Here is a 24,524-nt window from a genome sequence, read left to right on the forward strand (position 1 = left end):
ATGAAGAAAATCATTGGCTTAACGGTCGTTTCTTGCCCCGTATGGGCTCAAAGTGAAGTACCGGAACCGTTTGATATAGCGACCACGTTAGGGTCGCTATTGTTCGTTATTGCGTTGATTTTATTTTTAGGCTGGTTACTTAAACGTATGCGTCTGCCAAGCATGGGGCAGCAGAAAGGTTTAAGTATTGTGCGCCAACTACCTGTTGGGACCAAAGAGCGTGTCATGATTATTCAAGCCGGAGAAGAGCAATTTTTAATTGGTGCTACAGCTCAATCTATCCAACTTATTGCTAAATTAGAAACCCCACTTGCGCAAGAGGAAAGTTCGACTGCTCCTTTTGCTACGCAACTTTCCCAACTGTTGAAAAAGCATGATAAATCATCTTCTTAAGGCTATAAATCAGCATCTCAAACAAGGGTGTTTACTGTTCAGCCTCAGCGTGGTCATACTCATGACGCCATTTGCGAGCTATGCTCAGCAAGAGCAAGATTCTGCTGGTGGTCCAACGATGAGTATATCGACTAGCACGACACAAAGTGCTAATGGTGCAAAGTCTATCGCAATCACTAATAAAAATGGCGGTATTCCGGCGTTAACAGTGACGACTAATCCTGATGGCAGTGAAGATTATTCGATTAATCTGCAAATCTTAGCGTTAATGACCATGTTAGGTTTCTTGCCTGCCATGGTGATTTTAATGACCTCGTTCACGCGTATTGTCGTGGTGATGTCGATTTTACGCCAAGCGATGGGACTACAACAAACACCATCAAATCAGGTCATTATTGGTATTGCTCTGTTTCTGACTTTTTTCATTATGGCACCAGTATTCAATCAAATTAATGATCGTGCAATTCAGCCCTACTTGAATGAGCAAATTAATGCGCGCCAAGCGTTTGCTCAGGCCGAGCAGCCGATGAAATCTTTTATGCTTAAACAGACCCGTATAAAAGATTTGGAAACCTTTGTACATATCGCCGGCGCTAAGGTCGATCAGCCAGAAGATGTATCAATGGCGATTCTGATTCCCGCTTTTATTACATCGGAATTAAAAACGGCTTTTCAAATTGGGTTTATGCTGTTTTTACCTTTTTTGATCATCGACTTAGTCGTGGCATCTGTGTTGATGGCCATGGGTATGATGATGTTGTCACCTATGATTGTTTCTTTACCATTTAAACTGATGCTATTTGTATTAGTTGATGGCTGGAACCTAATTCTGTCGACGTTAGCCGGCAGTTTTGTGATGTGATGGAGGACAGATAATGACACCAGAAATATTTGTTGAGCTTTTTCGTCATGCTCTATGGATCGTCCTCATCATGGTGTCGGCTATTGTTGTACCTAGCTTATTAATCGGTTTGGTCGTTGCTGTATTTCAAGCAGCCACATCCATCAACGAACAGACATTAAGCTTTTTACCTCGTTTGATTGTGACGTTACTGGCGCTGATGTTTTTCGGCCACTGGATGACGCAAATGCTGATGGAGTTCTTTTATTCCATGATTGAACGCTTGCCGCAGGTTTTGCACTAAGGTTTCGATATGGAATATCCTGCGAGTGTGATTCTCGACTTTATTGCCAACTATTTCTGGCCCTATACCCGCATATCGGCCATGTTAATGGTCATGTCTGTGACAGGTGCCCGCTTTGTGTCATCGCGAATTCGACTGTTTTTAGGTCTAGCGATTACCTTTGCTGTGATGCCTGCTATTCCGGCTATCCCCGGTAATATCGAATTATTTTCGTTGCAAGGTCTGATTATTACCTTTCAGCAGATTTTAATTGGTGTTGCAATGGGGATGATTACCCAGTTTATGATTCAAACTTTTGTGCTACTCGGGCAAATTTTAGGTATGCAGTCGAGCTTAGGTTTTGCGTCTATGGTCGATCCTGCGAATGGTCAAAGCACACCATTGCTTGGTCAATTATTCATGTTCTTAGCAACCATGTTTTTTTTGGCGAGCGACGGACACTTAGAAATGATCCACTTAGTGGTGCTCAGTTTTAAAACCATTCCTATCGGTAGTGGTTCGCTAACAGCTGTCGATTTTCGTGAATTGGCTTTGTGGTTAAGTACTATATTTAAAGTAGCGTTGAGTATGTCACTCGCAGGAATTGTGGCTTTATTGACGGTGAACTTATCGTTTGGTGTCATGACCCGTGCAGCACCGCAATTAAATATTTTCTCTTTGGGTTTCTCATTTGCTCTTTTAGTTGGTTTATTACTGTGCTGGTACATTATCGGCGGGTTATATAATCAATACGATCTCTTCTGGTCCCATGGTGAACAGCAATTGTGTCGCCTAATTCATTCCAGTTGCTAGGAGGCTGAGATGGCAGAATCAGACGGTCAAGAAAGGACCGAAGAAGCCACCCCCCGAAGGCGACAGCAGGCCAAGGAAAAAGGCCAGGTTGCCCGCTCGAAAGAACTCGCATCTGTTGCTGTCTTGGTGATGGGAGCTGTCTCCTTAATGTGGTTTGGGGAGTCGCTAGCCAAAGGCTTAATGGTGGTGATGAAACGCTTATTTAGTTTGAGCCGCGAAGAAGTGTTCAATTTAAGTAAGCTATTTGATATTGCACTTGGCGCCTTAACTCATTTAATTGGGCCGCTATTGCTGATTCTTATTACGTTATTTGTTTCTGCTGTGATTGGGGCTATCGGCTTGGGGGGGATCAGTTTTTCCGCACAAGCCGCAATGCCCAAATTTAATAAAATGAATCCACTGAGTGGGTTTAAACGCATGTTTGGTATGCAGAGTTGGGTGGAGCTTTTAAAATCAATTTTAAAAGTGACACTGGTTGCTGGCGTTGCGTTTTATTTGATTGAAGCATCAAAGCAAGACTTATTCGAACTGGCTACAGATTCATTTCCGTCCAATATTTTCCATGCCTTATCCATTCTGCTTAATTTTATCTTAATGATCAGTTGTTCACTGTTGGTTGTTGTGGCGATTGATATCCCATTTCAAATTTGGCAGCACGCCAATCAGTTGAAAATGACTAAGCAGGAAGTGAAAGACGAATACAAGGACACTGAGGGTAAACCGGAAGTGAAAGGACGTATTCGGCAGTTACAACGTGAAGCGGCGCAACGACGTATGATGGCAGATGTGCCACAGGCCGATGTCATAGTGACTAACCCTGAGCACTTCTCGGTGGCTTTGCGTTATAAACAGAATACGGATAAAGCGCCGGTGGTGGTTGCCAAGGGGGTAGATCATATTGCAATGAAGATTCGTGAAGTGGCACGTGAGCATGATATTGCCATTGTGCCAGCGCCACCTCTTGCCCGTGCTCTGTATCATACCACTGAGCTAGAACAAGAAATTCCAGATGGTCTCTTTGTTGCTGTGGCACAGATTCTGGCCTATGTATTCCAGCTCAAACAATTTCGTCGTAAAGGTGGGAAAAGACCTGTGCTGGATGAAAATAACATGCCAATCCCTCCTGACTTTCGTTATTAGGCTTCGTCGCGTTATTTTTCTGGAATGGATAACAGCACTAACAATGCTCCGTTACCGCCAAATTCTAAAGGCGCTTGGTGAAAAGCCAGTACTTCTGGATGTTGTGCTAACCACAAAGGCACTTTCTGCTTAAGAATATGCTTCCCGATACCATGCTGAACGCAGGCACAATGGACACTATTTCTAATGCAGTAAGCCACCATAGCACCTAATTCTCGCTTGGCTTCTTGCTGTGTCATACCATGCATGTCGAGAAAAACGTCCGGCACGTATACGCCACGGCGCAACTTTTTTAGCTCATATTTAGAAATATCACTGCGAGAATAACGGGTTGGACCATCATCGCTGAGCAAAGGGACGAACTCATCTGAGAAATAAAAGTCGTTATCGCTGGCTTCTCGTACAGAACGGCGAATTTCTTTCTGTTTAATGTTTCTTTTTGGCGGCTGGATTATGGTATCCTGACGCAACTTTTTTACGCCCTTTACTGCATCCTTAAATAACGCGAAATCGTCAACGCCATCGAATTCATTCTGGTTTTTGAAGTCGGTGTCTTTTTTGCTCATTGGGGATAGATAAACTTTAATTAATCGAAACTGGCAGTATTGTAGCGCTTTTTGGAGGCAAATTTGGATAAGATTTTCGTCGATGAAGCGGTTTCTGAACTGTATACGCTTCAAGATATGATTCGTTGGACGGTCAGCCGTTTTAATGCAGCGAACCTATTTTATGGCCACGGGACTGATAATGCGTGGGATGAAGCGGTGCAATTGGTTCTACCAACCCTATATTTGCCGATTGATGTGCCTCCCCATGTATTGAACTCTCGCTTAACAAGCAGCGAGCGTTTACGTGTTGTTGAACGCGTTATCAAACGTATTAACGACCATACTCCGGTTGCTTATTTAACGAATAAAGCTTGGTTTTGTGGCCTTGAATTTTTCGTTGATGAGCGTGTACTTGTTCCACGTTCACCGATTGGTGAGCTCATTCAAAACCAATTTCAACCGTGGCTAGTTGAAGAGCCTACTCGCATTATGGATTTATGTACCGGAAGTGGCTGTATTGCTATTGCCACTGCTTATGCTTTCCCTGATGCAGAAGTTGATGCGGTTGATATTTCGCTGGATGCGCTGCAAGTGGCAGAGCAGAATATTCAAGATCACGGTCTTGAGCAGCAAGTGATTCCTATGCGTTCTGACTTGTTCCGCGACTTGCCAGAAGTGAAATACGATCTGATTGTGTCTAACCCTCCGTATGTGGATGAGGAAGACATGGCGAGCTTGCCTGAGGAATTCCGTCACGAACCTGAAATTGGTTTGGCCGCTGGTTCTGATGGCTTGAAACTAGTACGCCGTATGTTTGCTAACGCACCTAAGTACATGAGTGAAAATGCCATTTTGATTTGTGAAGTGGGTAATTCTATGGTTCACCTGATGGAACAATATCCAAATATCCCATTTACTTGGATTGAATTTGAAAATGGTGGTCACGGTGTCTTCATGTTAACTCGCCAACAGTTAGTGGATTGTGCTGATGAATTCTCGTTGTATCTAGATTAATTTAAGATACTTAGCAATCTAAATGATTTTATAACGCCGACCTTAGGGTCGGCGTTATTTGTTTTTACTCTCTTTGTCGGAGAATAAGGCTTTACATCAATTCGTAATAAAGCGACTATTGAGCCACGAAGAATAGTAATGTTGGTTAGAAACTCATCGCCAAATAGGTTTTTAACCACTTAATTGAGGAACGAATGGCAGGAAATAGTATCGGACAACACTTCCGGGTCACTACCTTTGGAGAAAGTCACGGTATCGCACTGGGATGTATTGTTGACGGGTGTCCACCAGGACTGGAAATTAGCGAAGCCGATTTGCAGGGAGACTTGGATCGTCGTCGTCCAGGCACTTCTCGTTATACCACTCAACGCCGTGAACCGGATCAAGTGAAAATTCTTTCTGGGGTGTTTGAAGGTCAAACGACAGGGACTTCAATCGGGTTACTGATTGAAAACACCGACCAACGCTCTAAAGATTATTCTGAGATTAAAGACAAATTCCGCCCAGGACATGCCGACTATACCTATCATCAAAAATATGGCATTCGCGATTATCGTGGTGGCGGCCGTTCTTCAGCCCGAGAAACGGCGATGCGAGTGGCCGCGGGGGCAATTGCTAAGAAGTATTTAAAGCAAGAATTTGGTATTGAAATTCGTGCTTACCTTTCGCAAATGGGTGACGTGACCATCGATAAAGTCGATTGGGATGAGATTGAAAACAACGCGTTTTTCTGTCCAGATGTCGATAAGGTTGAGCAATTTGATCAGCTTATTCGTGATCTGAAGAAAGATGGCGATTCTATTGGTGCTAAGATTGAAGTCGTCGCTACACAAGTGCCTGTAGGCTTGGGCGAACCCGTCTTTGATCGTTTAGATGCCGACATTGCTCATGCTCTTATGAGTATTAATGCGGTGAAGGGTGTTGAAATTGGTGATGGTTTTGCTGTTGTGAATCAACGAGGCAGCCAACATCGCGATCCACTCAGCCCTCAAGGCTTTGGGAGTAACCATGCTGGCGGTATTCTCGGTGGGATTTCGACCGGCCAAAATATTGTTGCGAGTATTGCACTTAAGCCAACGTCGAGTATTACCGTACCTGGTGATACGATAACCAAACAAGGCGAAGCGACTCAGTTGATTACGAAAGGTCGTCACGATCCTTGCGTCGGTATTCGTGCGGTACCCATTGCAGAAGCGATGTTAGCAATTGTACTGATGGATCATTTATTACGCCATCGCGGTCAAAATGCGAATGTGACGACTGAAACACCGCAAATTTAACCGTCGTTAGTTCGTTACAAAAGGCATCCATTTGGATGTCTTTTTTGTTTCTCCTTTACCTTGGCGAGAAAATCTGGAAAATGCTCTCCGTCTATGTAGACGGAAATTTTATACCCATAAGTCCATGACCCATCAAAATACCGATATTATCCAAATTTTTAATAATACATTTTACGCTGAATACCAAACGCGATTAGAGCTAGGTGGCGATGAGCCGATTTATTTACCGGCAGATGAATCCCATCCAGATCACCGTATTATTTTTGCTCGAGGCTACTATGCTTCAGCATTGCATGAAATTGCGCATTGGCTGGTGGCAGGGCCGGAAAGGCGTTTACTGGAAGATTTTGGTTATTGGTACGAACCTGATGGACGAACTGCAGAAGTGCAGGCCCAGTTTGAAAATGTAGAAGTTCGTCCGCAAGCGTATGAATGGATTATAGCGATGAGCGCAGGATTCCCATTCAATGTCAGTTGCGATAATTTGAACGGGGATTGTGAGCCTGACAGATTAGCGTTCATGCAGCGCGTACATCGTGAAGTGATGGGAATATTAGAACAAGGGTTACCTACTCGGGTGGCACAGCTTTCCCAAGCTTTACGCGAGTTTTATCACACGCCACCATTGTCAGCCGAGCAATTTTTAGTGGCTTAATTTGCCTATAAAGTGGATTAACGAGAAAGATATGATTATTGAATTTGAAGAGAAATTGTTAGATATCATCGATCAACGCATCGCGACTGCTAATGATGATGAGTTGTTTGCTGGTGGTTATTTACGTGGTCATATCTCTTTATCAGCAGCGTCATGTGAAGACGAAAATATCAGTGATGTGGATGTTCTAAAAGAGCGTATTGAAGCAAGTTTGAACGATGCTCGTTCAGAACTGACACCCGCAGATCGAGTGATCGTGAATGAGCTTTGGCAGGAGTTATTGGCGAACGTTTCCGCTTAAAATAGTCAATTAAAGAATAAAAATGGAGCTAATTAGGCTCCATTTTTATTTGGGGCGTAAGAGAACATCAAACACTTCATTTGGGAATATGGTTTTAATTTATAAAAATTGAAGTTTTAAATTTTTGAATAATAACGTGGAAAATTTATGGTTGTTGCAAACCGTAAGTCGGACTAATCTTTTTATATTCAACCATTAACGAGGTTAATCAAATGAAGGTTATCGCTTACGGAGCAAGTACCAGTTCTACTTCCATTAACAAGGCGTTGGCAACATATGCAGCCAACCTTATCCCTGGCGCGGATGTAACCGTGTTAGACATCAACGATTATCCAGTCCCTATGTTTAGTGAAGACAAAGAGAAAGAAATTGGACAAGCAGAAGCCGCCAAAGCCTTTCTCGATGCAATTGCCACCGCTGATGCCTTGGTCATTTCTTTTGCTGAACACAATGGTCATTACCCAGCGGCTTATAAAAATCTATTTGATTGGTCAACTCGTATTGATCAAAAGGTCTTTAAAGATATTCCCGCTGTCTATTTAGCCACTTCACCTGGCCCAGGTGGAGCACAATCTGTTTTAGCTGCCGCAAAAGGGTCAGCGCCTTTCTTTGGTGGTAATGTGAAAGCAACCGTTTCTGTCGCAAGTTTTTACGATAATTTTGATCTCGAAAAAGGTCAGCCAACGAATAGTGCTGTCGCTGATGAGATCAAAGCTGCTGTGGCAAAGTTAAACGCTTAAATAAATAACTAATCACTAAATATGAATAAAAACCCTAATATGTGGGTTTTTATTCTATTTAAATTCCCTCATACCTCTCATTTCTCGTTTTGTCTGATTGACGAAAAACCGAATCTCTTTCATAAATAAATGCACTATACCCATAAAGGATTATAAATATACCCAAGTAACCTCAAGATGCTGTTTCAGCGAGAATTGTTTCGCCCTTAGGCAAGGCACTGATTTGAAGACATAGTCATTCTACGTTGAAAATCAGTCACACAGCCTAGAAGCGAATAAAACTCGCCCTTCGGGAGCTCATCTTGAGGTCATTTGGGTATACAGCTCAGCAACATGTTGTATTTGGACGAAATTTGCTGGGTTACCTACCTATAAAAAAGGAGTACATGTATGTACCAGTCGATCAAACGAGGATTGTTAGTTCTAGCCGCAACATTGTTTGCGCTGCCTGCATTTTCAGCGAGTTATACCATTGGCACCGGGAGTCAAAGTGGAACCTATTATCCGCTAGGTGGCATGTTAGCGAAGGTATGGAGCGAAAATATTCCAGATTTTAATATGCGTGCCGAAGTGACTGCTGCATCGGTGGAAAATACGATTAAGGTGGCAACTGGTAAGCAATTAGTTGGCGTATCGCAAGGTAATGTTGTTTTACAAGCCGCAAATGGACAAAAGCCTTTCCCTCGTAAGATGGGCGTGTCTGTTTTATTCGCTCTGTATCCTAACGTGGTTCAGTTTATCGTGCCTGCTGATTCAGATATTCATTCGATTCAAGATTTAAAAGGCAAAAAGGTCTCATTGGGAGCGCCTGGATCCGGTACTCGTGTAAGTGCGACCAATATTTTGCAAACACTCGGCATTTCTACCAGTGATATTCGCGCTCAATCACTTAATTACACCGCGACGACAAACGCGATTGCTAATGGTCAGATTGATGCGGGAGTGATTGTGGGTAGCCTTGGCGTGGGCGCGATTACAGAATTAGCGTTGACTCACGATGTTCGTATTTTGTCCTTTACTGCCGATGAATTGAAAAAAATCACCGCTGCCAATCCATCTTATATCGAACAGGATGTACCGCAAAATAGTTACAATAAAGTTCCTGCTTTTAAAGCACCTGCAGTATGGAATGTGCTAGTGGTGAACAAAAATCTTGATAACAAACTGGCTTACCAGATGACGAAAATCGCTTTTGAACATATGGATGAGATTCGTAAAGTGATTAATGTTACTCAGTTCACCACCATTGATAATATGAACAAATTAAACGGTATCGCTTTGCATCCAGGCGCGGAGAAATATCGTCAGGAGCAATTTGCTAAGTAGTTCGTGTTTTTATAAATACTATGTTGATCAGCCGTATTCGTACGGCTGATAGCGTTTTTTATGTAATCTAGCCATGTATGATTCCAATTCTATTCATTATCTAATCATTTTTCTGCGTAATAATAGTACTTACTACTATTGGGAATGGTATTAAAACCAATCACTTAGCATCGCGATGATATAGCAGGCTAGACAATATTTACTGACATAATGCATGGAGTTAGCAATGAGTCAGATCAGTACAACAAACCGTAAGACGACGGAGCTAGTTATGGTGATTGCCGCCATCGCTGCGGTCGCTTTTTCTATTTTTCAACTTTGGCAGAGTATTTCTGCACACCTTGCTGCACCTGTATTTCGCCCTGTTCATCTTAGTTGGGTATTGGTATTGGTGTTTTTAACTCACCCGTTATTTAGACCCCAAAAAAATGTCATGGTTTATCTTTCCGGGAGAGCTATTGATCTGGCGTTAATCGTAATTACGTGCTGGGCAACATTGAGAATTGCTGAATTTGATTACGATGACATTAGCTTCTTATTGGATGGTTTACAGCCACTTGATCAATGTGCCGGCGTCGTCATGCTCGTTGCTTTGATGGAGGCCACTCGCCGCACCGTTGGTTGGGTGATGGTGTTTATTGCGGTGCTTTTTCTTGGATATGCGTTATTTGGTGATGCGTTACCAGCGACAGTAGCCAGTAAAGGATTTTCTTTAGAAGAAATTATCCGTTTCCATATTTTTTCCACTAATGGTGTTTATGGCGCGCCATTAGCTATTGCTGCCGGCGTGGTGTTTATCTTTGTTCTGTTCGGCGCTTTTTTACAAGTGACAGGAGCGGGGCAATTTTTTATTGATATGGCCTTTGCGGTTGCGGGCAAATATCGAGGTGGTCCGGCAAAGGCAAGTGTGCTTGCATCTGCTGCATTGGGGTCTATTTCAGGTAGTGCGATAGCGAATACAGTAACGACCGGCGCTTTAACTATTCCTATGATGAAAAAGCTCGGCTATAAAGCAGAGCAGGCGGCGGGGATTGAAGCTGCCGCGTCTACGGGGGGGCAGATTATGCCTCCTGTGATGGGCGCTGGAGCGTTTGTCATGGCGCAATTTACCGGTATTGCCTACAGCGATATCTTGCTCGTTTCCATTGCTCCTGCCATTTTGTATTTTATGTGTACCCTGCTTTACGTCCATTTAATGGCTTGTAAACTCGGCCTAGAAGGGATGAGTAAAACAGAGCAGATGCGTACTGTAATGGCGCAGGGTTGGCACTTTTTAGTGCCATTGGTGCTTATTACTGTCTTGCTGCTCATGAGTTATTCGCCGGTCTTAGTTGGCGTTGCTGGCTGTGTCGCAATATTGGTGGCCGCCATGTTGCGCCGTTCAAGTAGGATTGGACTAAAACCAATTATCTTAGGTATGCGTGAGGGCGCTTTATTAGCGTTACCAATTTCAGTTGCTTGCGCTACAGCAGGTATCGTGGTTGGGGTCGTGGGGCAAACGGGGATTGGACTGCAATTTACGCAGTTTCTTATTGCGATGTCAGGCGGCTATTTGTGGTCGGTATTAGCGCTGATTGCTCTTGCTGCCGTTATTTTGGGAATGGGACTACCTGTTACCGCCGCTTACATTGTTTTATCGATTATGGCGGTACCTGCGTTAATGAAATTTGATGTAGGGCTACTTGCAGCGCATATGATTGTATTTTGGTTATCTCAAACCTCGAATGTGACTCCTCCGATTGCTTTGGCGGCGTTTGCTGGGGCAGGGATCGCCAATGCATCACCGATGAAGTCGGCAGTGCAAGCGTTTAAATTGGCACAGGGTTTCTTTTTAATTCCAGCGATGATGGCATTTTCTGGATTGATCTTTATCGGTGACGAATCTATTTGGCACTTTCTGGTATCGATTATTGCCACTATTACACTGTTCGTTGCCTTTGCTGGTGGCATTGAAGGTCGTTTAGTTAAAGTGTTGAGCCTTCCTGAGCGTTTAATCCTCTTGGTGATGGCATTAACAGTATTATTTGCGACTGATACGATTCGTATTGTGGCGATGTTAGTGGTTATAGGGTTAACTTTCTATAATGCGAGACACCATATTATTGGGAACCCTGCATCTTAAGGTCAGTTGGGGATAAGTAAAAAAGGACCAAATCTGGTCCTTTTCACTTGTTAACGCTCAACGATGGCTTTGCCTTTTCTCAGTTTTCTTACCCACATTCTACTTGGATGGAGGGTTTCTAATACCGAATTTGGTAAGGGTAGTGGCTCTTGGCACATTTGCGCCGCAAGCATTTCTGCCATCAGTGGTGAGGAGCTCAAACCACGCGCGCCTAAACCAAGAAACGCGTATAAATCTGGGTATTGGGCGACCGGCGATACTTGGTTTTCTTCCATATAGTGTAAATTCTGATAGTCAGAGATTATGGTGTCATAGATACCGACATTACCGACAAAAGGGAGATGATCGCGACTGACACAACGCACACCCTGACGAGATTCATTGCTACTGGTATCAGCACGGGTTGCCCATTCTTTACCGGGTAAGCAATGGATTAAACGCTGCGCGTTTTCCTCTTGAGCTTGAGGATCAAACTCGGTATCGGTTTGGCAACGATGATAACTCGCGCCGATACAGTGATGTTGGTTTTTGGGGTTCACTGGTGTCATATACCCGTCGTAGCAGAGAACCGTTTTAAGTGCGCCAATCTGCTCATTGGTTGGAATGTGACTGACCTGACCTTTCACTTTACTCAATGGAATGGCTTGGGTCTGTTCAAATGCATCAAAATGATGCCCTGTCGCCACGACAACCGCTTGATGGTGAAACACCTGTTCGCCATTGGATAGTTGCCATTGCCCATCTTTATGGGTTAAATCGGTCACAGGGCACTGATAACGAGTGCTTAACTGACCACTGGTTTCAAGTTGAGTGATTAAGCCTTGGGTCAACTGTGCAGGTGACAGCCAGCCGCCTAATGGGTAGGAGATAGCAGGCATGCCAATATCAACACCGGTTACACGATCGGTGTCTGCGGGGGTTAATCCGGTTACTAGCTCATGATCGAATTGGTCATTGAGCAGGTGAGATAACTTTTTACTCGATTTCTCATCCCACATTAATTGCGTTACGCCGCACCAGGCGTGATCATATTCGATGGATTTAGCTAATTCAGAAAAACGTTGGTGAGCGTAAAGAAACGCGGGGGCGAAAACGCGCGACACATCTTTATGGTTTCCATTAAGCAGTGGATAGACTGCTCCTTGGCGGTTACCTGACGCACCTTGTGCTGGTTTAGAATCTGCACAGTAAAGCGTCACTTTAATATTGCGTCGTGCCAGTGCCTCAGCCAGAGTTGCACTGGCAATACCGCCACCAATAATGGCGACATCTGATAAGTCGTCAGTGCCATGACGTTCAAACCAAGGTTTGATATTGGTATACGGTGTTTTTTCGTTAAGGCTACCAATGATCATATCGCGTTTTGTGCCGAAACCTTTGTCTTTTTTCATTGTAAAACCAGCTTCAATTAGGCCTCGACGTACAAAACCAGCTGCGGTGAACGTGGCGACAGTACATTCTTGGCGAGCCATTTTGACCATGCCGTTAAATAGCTCCTGATTCCACATCTCAGGGTTTTTACTTGGCGCAAAGCCATCTAAAAACCAAGCGTCGACCAGACCTGTTTTAGGTGTTGGTACACTCGGGAGACAATCTTTAATATCACCAAACCATAAATCTAGCGTGATGGCACCATCGGCAAGGATTATTCTGTGACACTCAGGAACCGCGGGTGGATAGTATTCTTGTAATTGTTTGGCGTAATCAGCCAACTCAGGCCATGATTGATGTGCTTTAATTAAATCATCTTTACTCAGTGGATACTTCTCAAAGCTGATAAAATGTAAAGACTCAACAGAGGAATCTGGATGTTGTGCTTTGAAGGCATCAAACCATTGCCATAAAGCCAAGAAGTTTAATCCGGTGCCAAAGCCAGTTTCGGCAACAACGAAGTGTTTGCGTTCAAAGGTTAACCATCGTTCTGGAAGGTGGTTTTGGGTAAGGAAGACGTAGCGCGTTTCTTCTAAGCCATTAACGTTAGAAAAGTAAACGTCGTCGAATTGGTCTGAGACAGGTGTGCCAGCATCGTTCCAGTCGAGCTGAGCATGTGTAATGGAAGTCATAATCGATGATTTCTATGAAAACAGGCAAAAGATGGTTAAGATTGTACGGATTTATGGGAAAGCTGACCACTTTTGTTATCCTTTCTCTGTTATCATCTAGCTGAATTTTGAATTATAGGAATGTCACATGAAACGAGTCGTAATCACCGGTATGGGGATTATTTCAAGTATCGGTAACAACGTCGAAGAAGTTTTAGCGTCTCTAAAAGCAGGCAAATCAGGTATTACCGCTTCAGAGCAATTTAAAGAGCAAGGCCTTCGCTCTCAAGTGTGGGGCGACCTGAAAATCAACCCTGCTGAACATATTGACCGCAAGCAAATGCGTTTCATGGGTGATGCGGCTGCATACGCATACCTAGCATTAGAACAAGCGATTAATGATTCTGGTCTAGCTCCAGAGCAAGTCTCTAACGACCGTACAGGTATTATCGCAGGTTCTGGTGGTGCTTCATCATTAAACCAAGCTGCTGCTGTGGACACATTACGCGCTAAAGGCGTTAAACGTATCGGTCCATACATGGTGCCACGTACCATGTCTTCAACAGTTTCAGCTTGTTTGGCTACACCATTCAAAATCCGTGGTGTTAACTACTCAATCAGCTCTGCGTGTGCTACTTCTGCACACTGTATTGGTAATGCAATGGAACTTATCCAATTGGGTAAACAAGACGTTGTGTTCGCTGGTGGTGGTGAAGAACTTGATTGGACTCTAACCATGATGTTCGACGCGATGGGCGCTCTATCAACTAAATACAATGAGACACCAGAAAAAGCGTCACGTACTTACGATGCTAACCGTGATGGTTTTGTTATCTCTGGCGGCGGCGGTATGGTTGTGCTTGAAGAGCTAGAGCATGCTTTAGCGCGTGGAGCAAAAATCTACGGTGAAGTTGTCGGTTACGGCGCAACATCTGATGGCTACGACATGGTCGCGCCATCTGGTGAAGGTGCTGTACGTTGTATGAAGATGGCAATGCAAAATGTCGATAGCGTAGATTACGTAAACACTCACGGTACTTCTACTCCTGTTGGTGATGTGAAAGAACTGGGCGCTATTCAAGACGTGTTCGGTGGCAATAGCCCAGCGATCTCTGCAACTAAAGCGATGACTGGTCACGCATTGGGTGCAGCTGGTGTTCACGAAGCTATTTACTCAACGCTAATGCTTGAGCATGGTTTTGTTGCACCAAGCATCAACGTAGAAGAACTTGATGAAGCTGCGCAAGGTCTAGATATCGTGACTGACATGCGTGAGCAAGAGCTAACCACTGTTATGTCTAACAGCTTTGGTTTTGGCGGTACTAACGCAACGCTTATCATCAAAAAATACCAAGCTTAATATATAAGCTGCTCATCATCAGGTAGAAATACCTTATCTACTTTGGTGATTGACTGTATTTATGCCCGTTACCTTTTGGTAACGGGCATTTTTATTCTCGACACTTTGCATGCTTTTTTGCACAATGCCTCCAGTGTCAATGAATAGAAGCAATTATGAAAATACTAATCGATGAAAATATGCCTTATGCCGAGTCACTATTCAGTCAGCTTGGTGAGGTTATTTTAAAGCCTGGACGCACCTTGTCAGCCGAGGATTTGGTTGATATCGATGCTTTAATGATTCGCTCTGTAACGAAAGTAGATGAAGCGCTACTGGCTAAAGCGAATAAACTCAAATTTGTCGGTACTGCTACGGCAGGTATGGATCACGTTGACCAAGAATTACTTGCTGAGCGGGGCATTTTCTTTACTGCTGCTCCTGGTTGTAACAAAGTTGGCGTGGCTGAGTACGTAGTGAGCGTGTTGATGGTATTAGCTCAGCAACAAGGATTTTCAATTTTTGATAAGAAAGTTGGCATCATTGGGGCAGGGCAAGTCGGTAGTTATTTGCATGATTGTTTGACGGGCTTAGGCATTGAGGTTTTTCTTAACGATCCACCTAAGCAAGCTCAAGGCGACACGCGCAATTTTACGCCATTAGCTACACTATTAGAGCAAGCTGATGTGATTACGGTGCATACACCAATTACGACTGATGGTGAATGGCCGACTCATCATATGTTTGATGAAACGGTGCTGAACCAACTACGCGCTGATCAAATTTTAATTAATGCTGCGCGTGGTCCTATCGTCAACAATGACGCGTTAAAACAACGTTTATTGGCCTACGATGGTTTTACTGCAGCGTTAGATGTCTTTGAGTTTGAACCAGAAGTTGATATGGAGCTATTACCTTTGGTCGCTTTCACTACTCCTCATGTTGCAGGATATGGTTTAGAAGGGAAAGCGCGTGGTACAACCATGATTTTTAACTCATACTGCGAGTTTATTGGTAGCGATTTAACTGCTAATGCGAGTGAGTTATTGCCAACAGCACCTGTTCCAACCATGCATCTTTCCCGTGAGTGGGATGAAGCAGCGCTGTTTTCACTGACTCAACTGATTTATGATGTGCGTAAGGATGACGCGCTGTTTAGACGCGAAATTCGTCACCCAGGCGCATTTGATAAAATGCGCAAACAATACTGGGATAGACGTGAATATAGCGCAGTCACTTTGGTAGGTGATGACACATGTGATTTGTCACCACTGGCCAAACTAGGTTTCAATATTGAGGTTAAATAATGAGCCAAGAATTTAATGTTGCGATTTTAGGCGCAACTGGCGCTGTGGGCGAAACCATGATAGAAATTCTGCAGGAGCGTAAGTTTCCTGTCGGTAATTTATATTTATTGGCAAGTGAACGCAGCGAAGGTAAACACTACCGTTTTAACGGCAAAACATTGACCGTTGAAAATGTCGAAGACTTTGACTGGACTCAAGTGCATATTGCCTTGTTCTCTGCTGGTTCTGAGCTTTCTGCTCAGTGGGCACCTATCGCAGCAGATAACGGTGTGGTTGTCATCGATAACACGTCACAGTTTCGCTATGACTATGATGTACCTTTAGTCATTCCTGAAGTGAACCCAACTGCGATCGCTGAATTCCGTAACCGGAATATCATTGCCAACCCAAACTGTTCAACGATTCAGATGTTGGTCGCTTTAAAACCGATTCATGATGAAGTAGGCATTGAACGTATTAACGTAACGACTTACCAATCCGTATCAGGTGCAGGTAAAAAAGGCATTGATGAATTAGCTGGGCAAACAGCGAAACTACTCAATGGTATGCCTGCTGAAAATGAAGCGTTCCGTCAGCAAATCGCGTTTAACTGTATTCCTCAAATCGATGATTTTATGGAAAACGGCTACACCAAAGAAGAAATGAAAATGGTGTGGGAAACAGAAAAGATTTTTGCAGACCAAAGCATTCGTGTGAATCCAACGTGTGTACGTGTTCCTGTCTTTTACGGGCATGCTGAAGCCGTGCATATTGAAACTTGTGCACCAATTGGTGCTGAGCAAGTGATTAACTTACTAGAGCAACAAGAAGGCATCGAGTTATTCCTTGGTGAAGAGTTTCCAACCCAAGTACGTGATGCTGGCGGTAAAGACCATGTAATGGTCGGACGTATTCGTGAAGATATCAGTCACCACAGTGGCATTAACATGTGGGTTGTTGCTGATAACGTACGTAAAGGTGCGGCAACAAACGCTGTACAAATTGCGGAAGTGTTGGTGAGAGATTACCTGTAACGAGATGCTTTTATCGGTATAAAAAAACCACCCGAGGGTGGTTTTTTTTATTTGTTGCCTTTGTGTGCTTTAGGGTTCTCTTTGCAAGAACCATCAGCACATTTGCCGTACAAGTAAAGACTGTGGTTAGTCAATTCTACGTTGTATTCAGCGGCAATTTCACGTTGACGACGTTCGATAACCTCGTCAGAGAATTCAATCACGGCACCACAATCTAGACACACGAGGTGGTCGTGGTGATGTTGTGTTGATAGTTCAAATACAGATTTACCACCTTCGAAGTGGTGGCGGGTCACGATACCTGCATCATCAAATTGGTTTAACACGCGATACACTGTCGCGAGACCAATTTCTTCGCCGAGATCTATCAATTTCTTGTAGAGCTCTTCAGCACTAATATGCTGGCACTCAGGTTGCTGTAATACTTCTAGAATCTTAAGCCTTGGAAGGGTTACTTTAAGACCAGCATCCTTTAGCGCTTGGTTGTTATCTGACATATAGTTTCCCGTTGATGATCTGCAGTAAATAACAGAAGTCAGTGTTGCCCGTATTATAGGTGAGTAGACCAAAACAATAAACCACGAAGTTCAAAGGGTTACTACTGAGTTTCGCGTTAAAAGTCATTTTTGTGCGAAATGTTAAGCAACCAATTCCGTATTTACTCTTAAGCTCATGTAAACTGTTACAGGTATCATTTAGCGTTAGACAACCGATTTTTCGATTGGTTTATTATAGCTAAATATTATAAAACACTAATATTAAATAATTTTTTTAGTAATTCGACTATCTGAGTTCTACCGCGTTATGTGTACGCTTCCTGCTTATTTAGGTGATTAATATTTGCTAACTTTCGTGTTTCTTTTATTTTTAATAGGTTTTACCAATGACATTAATAGGTAACACTTTTTAATTAAAAATAAACACTTCAGTTTAATTGCAAATAAAACTCGTTACAGTTTAGCATTGATTAAAAAGGTTGTGTGCGATGGAGTGCTAAATAACAGTAAAATTTATCGGTGTTTTACCCAAGATCAAATATGCCAGCACCTTCTTAAGGTTTAAGGTTATCTTACCTATATTGTAGTGAATTGAATGTTGTCATTCATTTTTATGGCTATGTTGGGATATATATTCTTCGCATAAGCTAATCCATGCTTCCGCCGTTTTTGAAACATAACGTTCTTTATGCCAAATAACGCCCAAACGCCATTCAATCGAAGGAGTAATGGGCTTCACTAAAACGCCTTGGTCGTGTATTCGCTGGCACAGTGGTTCTGGTAAAAACGCGACTCCAATCCCACTTTTTACCAAGGCCACTAAGAAGTCCCATTGGCTACTGCGTGCTAATACCTGAGGTTCAAAATGGGCTTGACGACATAAATGATGAATATAGTCACTTAAAGTAAACTCTTCAGTATATAAATAAAAAGGCTCATCTTTTAAAGACTCCCAACAAATTGTTTCATGGGAACGCCAGTGGTCATTATCGGGGAGTACAGCATTAACAGAGTAACCATCAAGAGGTAGGTTGGCTAAACAATGATTGTTATTTGGTGTGAGCATCGTCATTGCTACATCTAATTCACCATCAATTAACGCCTGTTCAATTTTTCTTCCACCATATTCCACAATGGTTAATTCAATGTTTGGATACATTTGACGATACCTGCGTATAATTCCGGCATATAAATGGCCGACCATTGGCGGGATCCCTAACCGTAAATGTCCCGTTTTTAGCTCATTTAAATCAATGAGCTCGGCTTTGAGTTGGTCCATTTGTTCAAGGATATGCAATGCTCGTTGGTAAACGACTTCACCACTATCTGTTAACCAAAAACGGCGACCATCTCGATGTAATAGCGGTTGAGTAATGGATTGCTCCAAATTACGAATCATTTTACTGATGGTAGGTTGAGTAACATACAAGCGTTCAGACGCTTTAGTAAAACTTTTTTGATTAACTAATTCGACAAAATAGCGCAGTGCTTTGATGTCCATAACACAACCTTAAACGGATTTTTAATGTATGCCATTTTGGCATGTTTTTGATAATAAAAATTCATTTTATGATGGTTTAGGGCATCCTTATACTGTGATTGAATTCACAAAATGGATATGAATAGCAATGAATAAAATGGGTGGTAGCTTACTGACGATCTTTCAGATTGTCGTGCTTTCAGGGATTTGGTTTGCCGCAGATTATTTGGTTAAATTGCTGCATTTGCCTTTACCATCTAACTTAACAGGAATGTTGCTGTTGCTAATTTTGGTGTTTAGCAAAATGGTTAACGTTAACTGGTTACGTAGAGGGGCGACTTGGTTATTGGCTGAGATGTTGTTGTTCTTTGTTCCTGCTGTCGTGGCTGTGGTGAATTACCAGCAGTTGATGGAACAAGAGGGGTTGCAGATTATCGCAGTGTTAGTGCTTAGCACGATCCTCGTTATCGCAATCACAGCGTTGGTCGTTGATAGAATTTATCGCTTAGAATTGAGTTTGTCACGACGCAAGAGTAACCGTCATGCTTTAGCTAAGGCAGGCCGCTAAAATGGATTTTTTGTCTCATTATGGGTTAGGTGCGCTTTGTTTCATTATGACCGTCTTATTTTACTATGCGAGTAAGTGGGCGTATGGTCATAAACGCACAATTTTTTTAATGCCTCTGTTTTTGTCGCCACTATTATTAGTGCTAGTGGTAATGTGTTTTCATATACCGTATCAATCTTATATTGAGGACTCGCACTGGCTCTTATGGATGCTTGGTCCTGCAACAGTCGCATTTGCTATTCCTGTTTATGATAATCGTGAATTAATCTATCGCCATTGGTTGTCACTTTCTGTTGGTGTTTGCGTGTCGGTATTAGTTGCTGTGAGCAGTACCGTTCTGTTAGCAAGATTGTTTCATTTACCAGAAATTTTGCAACGTAGCTTAGCTATGCGTTCAATTACCACGCCGTTTGCTGTTGAAGCAACGAAGTCGGTAGGTGGAAAAACAGATTTAGCGGCTTTATTTGTGGTGATGACAGGTTTAATTGGGATGGCTGTTGGTGAAGGTATCCTAACGATTTTATCTATCCGTTCTCGATTAGGGAAAGGGGTGAGCCTTGGTGCTTCTGCGCATGGTGCGGGAACGGCGAAGGCTTACCAAATTGGCAGTTCTGAAGGAGTAGTATCGAGTGTAGTTATGATGATTGCTGGCATGGTTACGGTTTTGTTAGCACCATTTCTAGGGCCTATTTTATGGTAATAGGGTAGAGTGCATTCATTCTCGATGAGCAAGAGATCCCCTGCGAGGCAGGGGATCTTTTTATTAATCTTCAAGCTCAGCAAGACACATTTCTTCGTATACTTGGTTTACCCAAGCTGAAACGCGTTGTTCAGTCAATTCAGGTTGACGATCTTCATCGATACATAAGCCGACAAAGTGGTTTTCATCAACAAGTGCTTTAGACGCTTCAAATTCATAGCCTTCAGTTGGCCATTCACCAACAATCGTACCGCCTTTTGCTTCTACGATGTCGCGAATAGTTCCCATCGCATCACAGAAGTATTCAGCGTAATCTTCTTGGTCACCACAACCAAAGATAGCCACTAATTTTGTAGAAAAATCAATTGCTTCTAGTTCTGGGAAGAAATCATCCCAATCGCATTGTGCTTCGCCGTAATACCAAGTAGGGATACCTAAAAGCAGCAGATCAAAATTATCGATGTCTTCTTTACTGCTTTTGGCGATGTCTTGTACGTGAACAAGTTTTTCACCCAGCTTTTTCTGAATCATCTTTGCAACAGCTTCGGTGTTACCTGTATCGCTACCAAAGAAGATACCTACACTTGCCATAAAATCATTACCTTTAAATTGTTATGGGTTGTTTCTCTGCGGTTGTGACCAACTGGTAGCAAACCGTGAGCGACAACTCAGTTGATGCGCGGATATATTATCTACCTTGCAACAACCTGGAAAAGAAAACCATAGAGTTTGATGACAGTTGCGACATGCTTGGTCACAGCATCTATTGACTGTACAAGTCAACCTATATGTCGGTCAACGTAGATTAAGCACTGCACGGTCAAACCGTATGGCTATCCCGGATGTCAATTTTCTGGGCGCACTATACCATTGTTAATCTACAAAGTTAATGTACCGATTATGCCCATTTCTGAGTCAATAATAGCAAACTTAACTCAAGATAAGTTAAGCCTGCAAAAATTTGCGTATTACTCTTAATACTTCAGCGGGTTTTTCTGCGTGTAACCAATGACCGGTTTTGGCCACAACATGCGCTTTAGCATTGGTAAATTGTGCCTGAATAGCGGCTTGATGCTCTGGCATTAGATAGTCAGAGTCTCCACCTTTAATAAACAGTGTGGGAACATCACAAGGGTCGATATTGTCCCATCCGAGAATATGCCAGTAATTTTTTTCCAATGAAGCGACATTAAAGCGCCAGGTCATGGATTGCCCATTGTTGTAGAGAGATTTGCCAATAAATTGGCGCACGCCTTCAATCTCTATGTGCTGGGACAACACATCCATCGCATTGCGGCGGTTGAGTGGTTTGTCTTCAATCACGGCATTAAGACCAGCAAATACATTATCATGACGTCGAGTTTGGTAAGCGACAGGTGCCATGTCTAAAACGATCAAGTGCTGAACTTTTTCTGGGGCAATAGAGGCCAGTTTCATCACCGCTTTCCCACCCATGGAGTGGCCAACTAAAGTGACTGAATGGATATTCAGATGATCGAGCAGTAGGTTGACGTCTTGGGCTAACAGAGCATAATGATGGTCATCGCTGTGGAACGAAAGTCCATGGTTACGCAGATCAACGCTGAGCACCTGATGATCTTTCACAAGGTCGCGGGCAAGCAGACCGAGGTTATCTAAATTACCAAATAAACCGTGGATCAAAACAATGGTGTGACCCTCACCTTCTAGTTTGTAATTGAGAAGTGCTGACATTTTATCTTACTAGTGATTGGTTTAACGTAGAGTCTGAGCGAAGATCTCGCTATAATCCCCCAGAGTTTAAACATTGAGATTGTGAAAAGCGAATGAAAACAATTGAGGTTGATGAGGATCTATACCGTTACATTGCGAGTCAAACCCTACATATCGGGGAAAGTGCTTCCGACATTTTACGTCGTCTACTCCAAGTGGGTGAAGAAAATGTTGCAGAGCCTACCGCAGTCGTAACACAGCCAGAAGTAAAGGCTGACAAAGGTATAGTCGTAAGTAAGGATGCCGCTCAAGAGCACAAAGTTGATAGCGTGAAAGAGATGCGTTCTCTATTGATCTCTGATGAGTTTGCAGGTCTTAAAAAGGCAGTTGATCGTTTTATCCTAGTGTTGTCTACACTTTACCGAATCGATCCTGCGAGTTTCTCTGACGCAATGTCAGTAAAAGGTCGTAAACGGGTTTATTTTGCCGATAATGAACAGACGCTGTTGTCACATGGTCAAACGACCAAGCCTAAGTTAATAACAAACACACCGTTTTGGGTAATTACCAATAATAACACCAGTCGCAAACAGCAAATGGTGGAGCAAGTGATGGTTAGAATGAACTTTCCTGCTGATATTATTGAAAAAGTCAGTCATGCAATTTAGCGGGTTCTGACACAAAACGGACAAAAAATCTGATTAAAACCTCATAATAAACCTTAGAGAGGCCTTATTATGGGGTTTTTGTTTGCGTAATTTTTATATAAGGATGTCGTATGGCTATGCACCCTAGAGCAGGGAAAAAGGCGCTACAGGAAGATTTACATAATATTCCTGCACTTGTAGCGAATTACTTTTTACTTCAACCTGATCCACATAATCCACAGCACAAAGTTGAGTTTGGTACTTCTGGCCACCGCGGTAGCTCTGACAAATCCACTTTTAATGAACATCATATTTTAGCGATTACTCAAGCTGTTGTTGAAGTGCGTGCTGCACATGACACAACAGGCCCAATCTATGTGGGCAAAGATACTCACGCATTATCTGAACCTGCATTTAGTACCGTTGTTGAAGTGCTAATTGCCAATGGTATTGAAGTGATTGCTCAAGAGAATAACGGTTACACACCGACTCCAGGTGTTTCTCATGCGATTTTAACCCATAACCAGAACCACCAACAAAAAGCCGATGGTATTGTTATTACTCCATCACATAACCCACCACAAGATGGCGGTATTAAATATAATCCGGTTCATGGTGGTCCTGCTGAGGCTGAGCTTACTCAAGCAATCCAAGATCGCGCAAACGAATTGATTGCAAATGATTTACAAGAGGTTAAACGCATCTCAATTCATGATGCGAAACAATCCCCACTGTTCCGTGAAATCGATCTAACTCAGCCATACATTGACGATTTAGTTAATGTGGTTGATATGCAAGCGATTCAAAAAGCAAATTTGAAAATTGGTGTTGATCCACTAGGTGGTAGCGGCATTGATTACTGGCGCCGTATTGGTAAACAGTACGACCTTGATTTAACACTGGTCAGTGAAGCGGTTGATCCAAGTTTCCAATTTATGTCGTTGGATAAAGATGGCGTGATTCGTATGGATTGCTCATCACCTTATGCCATGGCTGGACTTTTAGCGCTGAAAGATGAATATGATTTAGCATTTGGTAACGATCCTGACTACGACCGTCATGGCATTGTAACGCCAACCAAAGGCTTGATGAATCCAAATCACTTTTTAGCGGTATGTATTGACTACCTATATCGCCATCGTAGTGGCTGGTCACAAGATGTTGCTGTGGGCAAAACACTGGTTTCCAGTGCCATGATTGATAAGGTTGTCGCTGATTTAGGCCGTGAGCTATGTGAAGTTCCTGTCGGCTTTAAATGGTTTGTGGATGGCCTTTATAGTGGCCGCTTCGGTTTTGGTGGTGAAGAAAGTGCTGGGGCGTCATTCCTTCGTCTAGATGGCACTCCGTGCTCAACTGATAAAGATGGCATCATCTTATGTCTGCTAGCGGCTGAAATTACCGCTGTTACAGGTAAGAACCCTCAGCAATATTATAATGAGCTGGCTGCTAAGCACGGTGACTGTTACTACAGCCGTTTACAAGCTGTGGCTAATGGCCCGCAAAAAGAGGTGTTGAAGAAACTTTCTCCAGAGATGGTATCTGCTCAAACACTGGCTGGTGATGCGATTACAGCACGACTTACTCATGCTCCAGGTAATGGTGCAGCGATTGGTGGTTTGAAAGTGACCACTGAATTCGGCTGGTTTGCTGCTCGCCCGTCAGGTACGGAAGATATTTACAAGATTTATTGTGAGAGTTTCAAAGGTGAAGAACATCTAAAATTGATTGAGAACGAAGCTCAATCAATTGTGAATCAAGTCTTTAAAGACGCTGGTTTATAGTA

The 24,524-nt window shown here is 43.0% G+C and carries 24 protein-coding genes and 1 pseudogene; 19 read left to right on the forward strand and 6 right to left on the reverse strand.

All coding sequences use genetic code 11. The annotated features are described in order from the left end of the window. The 5 genes and pseudogenes from fliO (at nucleotide 1) to flhB (ending at nucleotide 3,470) form a co-directional block, all read left to right on the forward strand. Nucleotides 1–393 carry a flagellar biosynthetic protein FliO gene (gene fliO, locus F9817_RS02480; protein ID WP_161153382.1) on the forward strand — a complete coding sequence of 131 codons (393 nt, stop codon included), beginning with the start codon at nucleotides 1–3 and terminating at the stop codon, nucleotides 391–393. A 187-nt stretch (nucleotides 394–580) separates the two neighbouring features. Then, nucleotides 581–1,255, forward strand: a pseudogene (gene fliP, locus F9817_RS02485) (flagellar type III secretion system pore protein FliP); the annotation flags it as partial. Nucleotides 1,256–1,268: 13 nt separating this feature from the next. Further along, on the forward strand, nucleotides 1,269–1,538 hold the full coding sequence (fliQ, locus tag F9817_RS02490; RefSeq protein WP_161153384.1) for a flagellar biosynthesis protein FliQ: 270 nt from the start codon (nucleotides 1,269–1,271) through the stop codon (nucleotides 1,536–1,538). Nucleotides 1,539–1,547: 9 nt separating this feature from the next. Then, nucleotides 1,548–2,330: a flagellar biosynthetic protein FliR gene (gene fliR, locus F9817_RS02495; protein WP_161153385.1), complete on the forward strand. Its 783-nt coding sequence runs from the start codon at nucleotides 1,548–1,550 to the stop codon at nucleotides 2,328–2,330. Nucleotides 2,331–2,339: 9 nt separating this feature from the next. After that, nucleotides 2,340–3,470, forward strand: a complete 1,131-nt coding sequence (gene flhB, locus F9817_RS02500; RefSeq protein ID WP_161153386.1) for a flagellar biosynthesis protein FlhB — start codon at nucleotides 2,340–2,342, stop codon at nucleotides 3,468–3,470. 11 nt (nucleotides 3,471–3,481) lie between these two features. On the opposite strand, the gene smrB is transcribed toward flhB, so the two are convergent. Beyond that, on the reverse strand, nucleotides 3,482–4,036 hold the full coding sequence (smrB, locus tag F9817_RS02505; protein ID WP_161153387.1) for an endonuclease SmrB: 555 nt from the start codon (nucleotides 4,034–4,036) through the stop codon (nucleotides 3,482–3,484). 63 nt (nucleotides 4,037–4,099) lie between these two features. Between smrB and prmB the strand changes: the two genes are divergently transcribed. From prmB to F9817_RS02540, 7 genes are all read left to right on the forward strand, one after another. Beyond that, on the forward strand, nucleotides 4,100–5,032 hold the full coding sequence (gene prmB, locus F9817_RS02510; protein ID WP_161153388.1) for a 50S ribosomal protein L3 N(5)-glutamine methyltransferase: 933 nt from the start codon (nucleotides 4,100–4,102) through the stop codon (nucleotides 5,030–5,032). A 194-nt stretch (nucleotides 5,033–5,226) separates the two neighbouring features. Then, nucleotides 5,227–6,312 (forward strand): chorismate synthase, encoded by a 1,086-nt coding sequence (gene aroC / locus F9817_RS02515; RefSeq protein ID WP_161153389.1) that lies wholly within the window; start codon nucleotides 5,227–5,229, stop codon nucleotides 6,310–6,312. Nucleotides 6,313–6,436: 124 nt separating this feature from the next. Next, nucleotides 6,437–6,967, forward strand: a complete 531-nt coding sequence (locus F9817_RS02520; RefSeq protein ID WP_161153390.1) for an elongation factor P hydroxylase — start codon at nucleotides 6,437–6,439, stop codon at nucleotides 6,965–6,967. Nucleotides 6,968–6,998: 31 nt separating this feature from the next. Next, nucleotides 6,999–7,268, forward strand: a complete 270-nt coding sequence (locus F9817_RS02525; RefSeq protein ID WP_161153391.1) for a YfcL family protein — start codon at nucleotides 6,999–7,001, stop codon at nucleotides 7,266–7,268. 212 nt (nucleotides 7,269–7,480) lie between these two features. After that, nucleotides 7,481–8,008: an NADPH-dependent FMN reductase gene (locus F9817_RS02530; protein WP_161153392.1), complete on the forward strand. Its 528-nt coding sequence runs from the start codon at nucleotides 7,481–7,483 to the stop codon at nucleotides 8,006–8,008. Nucleotides 8,009–8,398: 390 nt separating this feature from the next. Further along, nucleotides 8,399–9,334, forward strand: coding sequence for a TAXI family TRAP transporter solute-binding subunit (locus F9817_RS02535; RefSeq protein WP_161153393.1), 936 nt, complete (start codon nucleotides 8,399–8,401; stop codon nucleotides 9,332–9,334). 226 nt (nucleotides 9,335–9,560) lie between these two features. Further along, nucleotides 9,561–11,456, forward strand: coding sequence for a TRAP transporter permease (locus tag F9817_RS02540; protein WP_161153394.1), 1,896 nt, complete (start codon nucleotides 9,561–9,563; stop codon nucleotides 11,454–11,456). A gap of 50 nt (nucleotides 11,457–11,506) precedes the next feature. On the opposite strand, the gene mnmC is transcribed toward F9817_RS02540, so the two are convergent. Then, entirely contained in the window at nucleotides 11,507–13,519 is a 2,013-nt protein-coding gene (gene mnmC / locus F9817_RS02545; protein ID WP_161153395.1) for a bifunctional tRNA (5-methylaminomethyl-2-thiouridine)(34)-methyltransferase MnmC2/FAD-dependent 5-carboxymethylaminomethyl-2-thiouridine(34) oxidoreductase MnmC1, read from the reverse strand. A 127-nt stretch (nucleotides 13,520–13,646) separates the two neighbouring features. Between mnmC and fabB the strand changes: the two genes are divergently transcribed. The 3 genes from fabB (at nucleotide 13,647) to F9817_RS02560 (ending at nucleotide 17,157) form a co-directional block, all read left to right on the forward strand. After that, a complete protein-coding gene (gene fabB / locus F9817_RS02550) occupies nucleotides 13,647–14,858 on the forward strand; it encodes a beta-ketoacyl-ACP synthase I (RefSeq protein WP_161153396.1) in 1,212 nt (403 codons plus the stop codon). Nucleotides 14,859–15,013: 155 nt separating this feature from the next. Continuing rightward, nucleotides 15,014–16,144: a 4-phosphoerythronate dehydrogenase gene (locus tag F9817_RS02555; protein ID WP_161153397.1), complete on the forward strand. Its 1,131-nt coding sequence runs from the start codon at nucleotides 15,014–15,016 to the stop codon at nucleotides 16,142–16,144. Further along, a complete protein-coding gene (locus tag F9817_RS02560) occupies nucleotides 16,144–17,157 on the forward strand; it encodes an aspartate-semialdehyde dehydrogenase (protein WP_161153398.1) in 1,014 nt (337 codons plus the stop codon). The genes F9817_RS02555 and F9817_RS02560 overlap by 1 nt, the downstream gene beginning before the upstream one ends. Before the next feature lie 47 nt (nucleotides 17,158–17,204). Here the strand turns inward: F9817_RS02560 and fcrX are convergent, their stop codons facing one another. Continuing rightward, nucleotides 17,205–17,654: a ferric iron uptake transcriptional regulator FcrX gene (gene fcrX, locus F9817_RS02565; RefSeq protein ID WP_161153399.1), complete on the reverse strand. Its 450-nt coding sequence runs from the start codon at nucleotides 17,652–17,654 to the stop codon at nucleotides 17,205–17,207. A 601-nt stretch (nucleotides 17,655–18,255) separates the two neighbouring features. Beyond that, nucleotides 18,256–19,155, reverse strand: coding sequence for a LysR family transcriptional regulator (locus tag F9817_RS02570; protein ID WP_161153400.1), 900 nt, complete (start codon nucleotides 19,153–19,155; stop codon nucleotides 18,256–18,258). Nucleotides 19,156–19,282: 127 nt separating this feature from the next. Here F9817_RS02570 and F9817_RS02575 point away from each other — a divergent pair, with 127 nt between their 5' ends. Both F9817_RS02575 and F9817_RS02580 read left to right on the forward strand, forming a co-directional pair. Continuing rightward, a complete protein-coding gene (locus F9817_RS02575; protein ID WP_161153401.1) occupies nucleotides 19,283–19,702 on the forward strand; it encodes a CidA/LrgA family protein in 420 nt (139 codons plus the stop codon). A gap of 1 nt (nucleotide 19,703) precedes the next feature. Then, entirely contained in the window at nucleotides 19,704–20,402 is a 699-nt protein-coding gene (locus F9817_RS02580) for an LrgB family protein (protein ID WP_161153402.1), read from the forward strand. Nucleotides 20,403–20,465: 63 nt separating this feature from the next. Here F9817_RS02580 and fldA read toward each other — a convergent pair whose 3' ends face one another. Then, a complete protein-coding gene (gene fldA, locus F9817_RS02585; protein WP_161153403.1) occupies nucleotides 20,466–20,993 on the reverse strand; it encodes a flavodoxin FldA in 528 nt (175 codons plus the stop codon). Between the two features lie 354 nt (nucleotides 20,994–21,347). Next, entirely contained in the window at nucleotides 21,348–22,115 is a 768-nt protein-coding gene (locus F9817_RS02590; protein ID WP_161153404.1) for an alpha/beta fold hydrolase, read from the reverse strand. Between the two features lie 92 nt (nucleotides 22,116–22,207). Here F9817_RS02590 and seqA point away from each other — a divergent pair, with 92 nt between their 5' ends. Both seqA and pgm read left to right on the forward strand, forming a co-directional pair. Then, entirely contained in the window at nucleotides 22,208–22,762 is a 555-nt protein-coding gene (seqA, locus tag F9817_RS02595) for a replication initiation negative regulator SeqA (protein ID WP_161153405.1), read from the forward strand. 110 nt (nucleotides 22,763–22,872) lie between these two features. After that, nucleotides 22,873–24,522: a phosphoglucomutase (alpha-D-glucose-1,6-bisphosphate-dependent) gene (gene pgm, locus F9817_RS02600; protein WP_161153406.1), complete on the forward strand. Its 1,650-nt coding sequence runs from the start codon at nucleotides 22,873–22,875 to the stop codon at nucleotides 24,520–24,522. Nucleotides 24,523–24,524: the final 2 nt, after the last annotated feature.

Source organism: Vibrio eleionomae, assembly GCF_009874545.1.
GTDB classification, from domain to species: Bacteria; Pseudomonadota; Gammaproteobacteria; order Enterobacterales; family Vibrionaceae; genus Vibrio; species Vibrio nitrifigilis.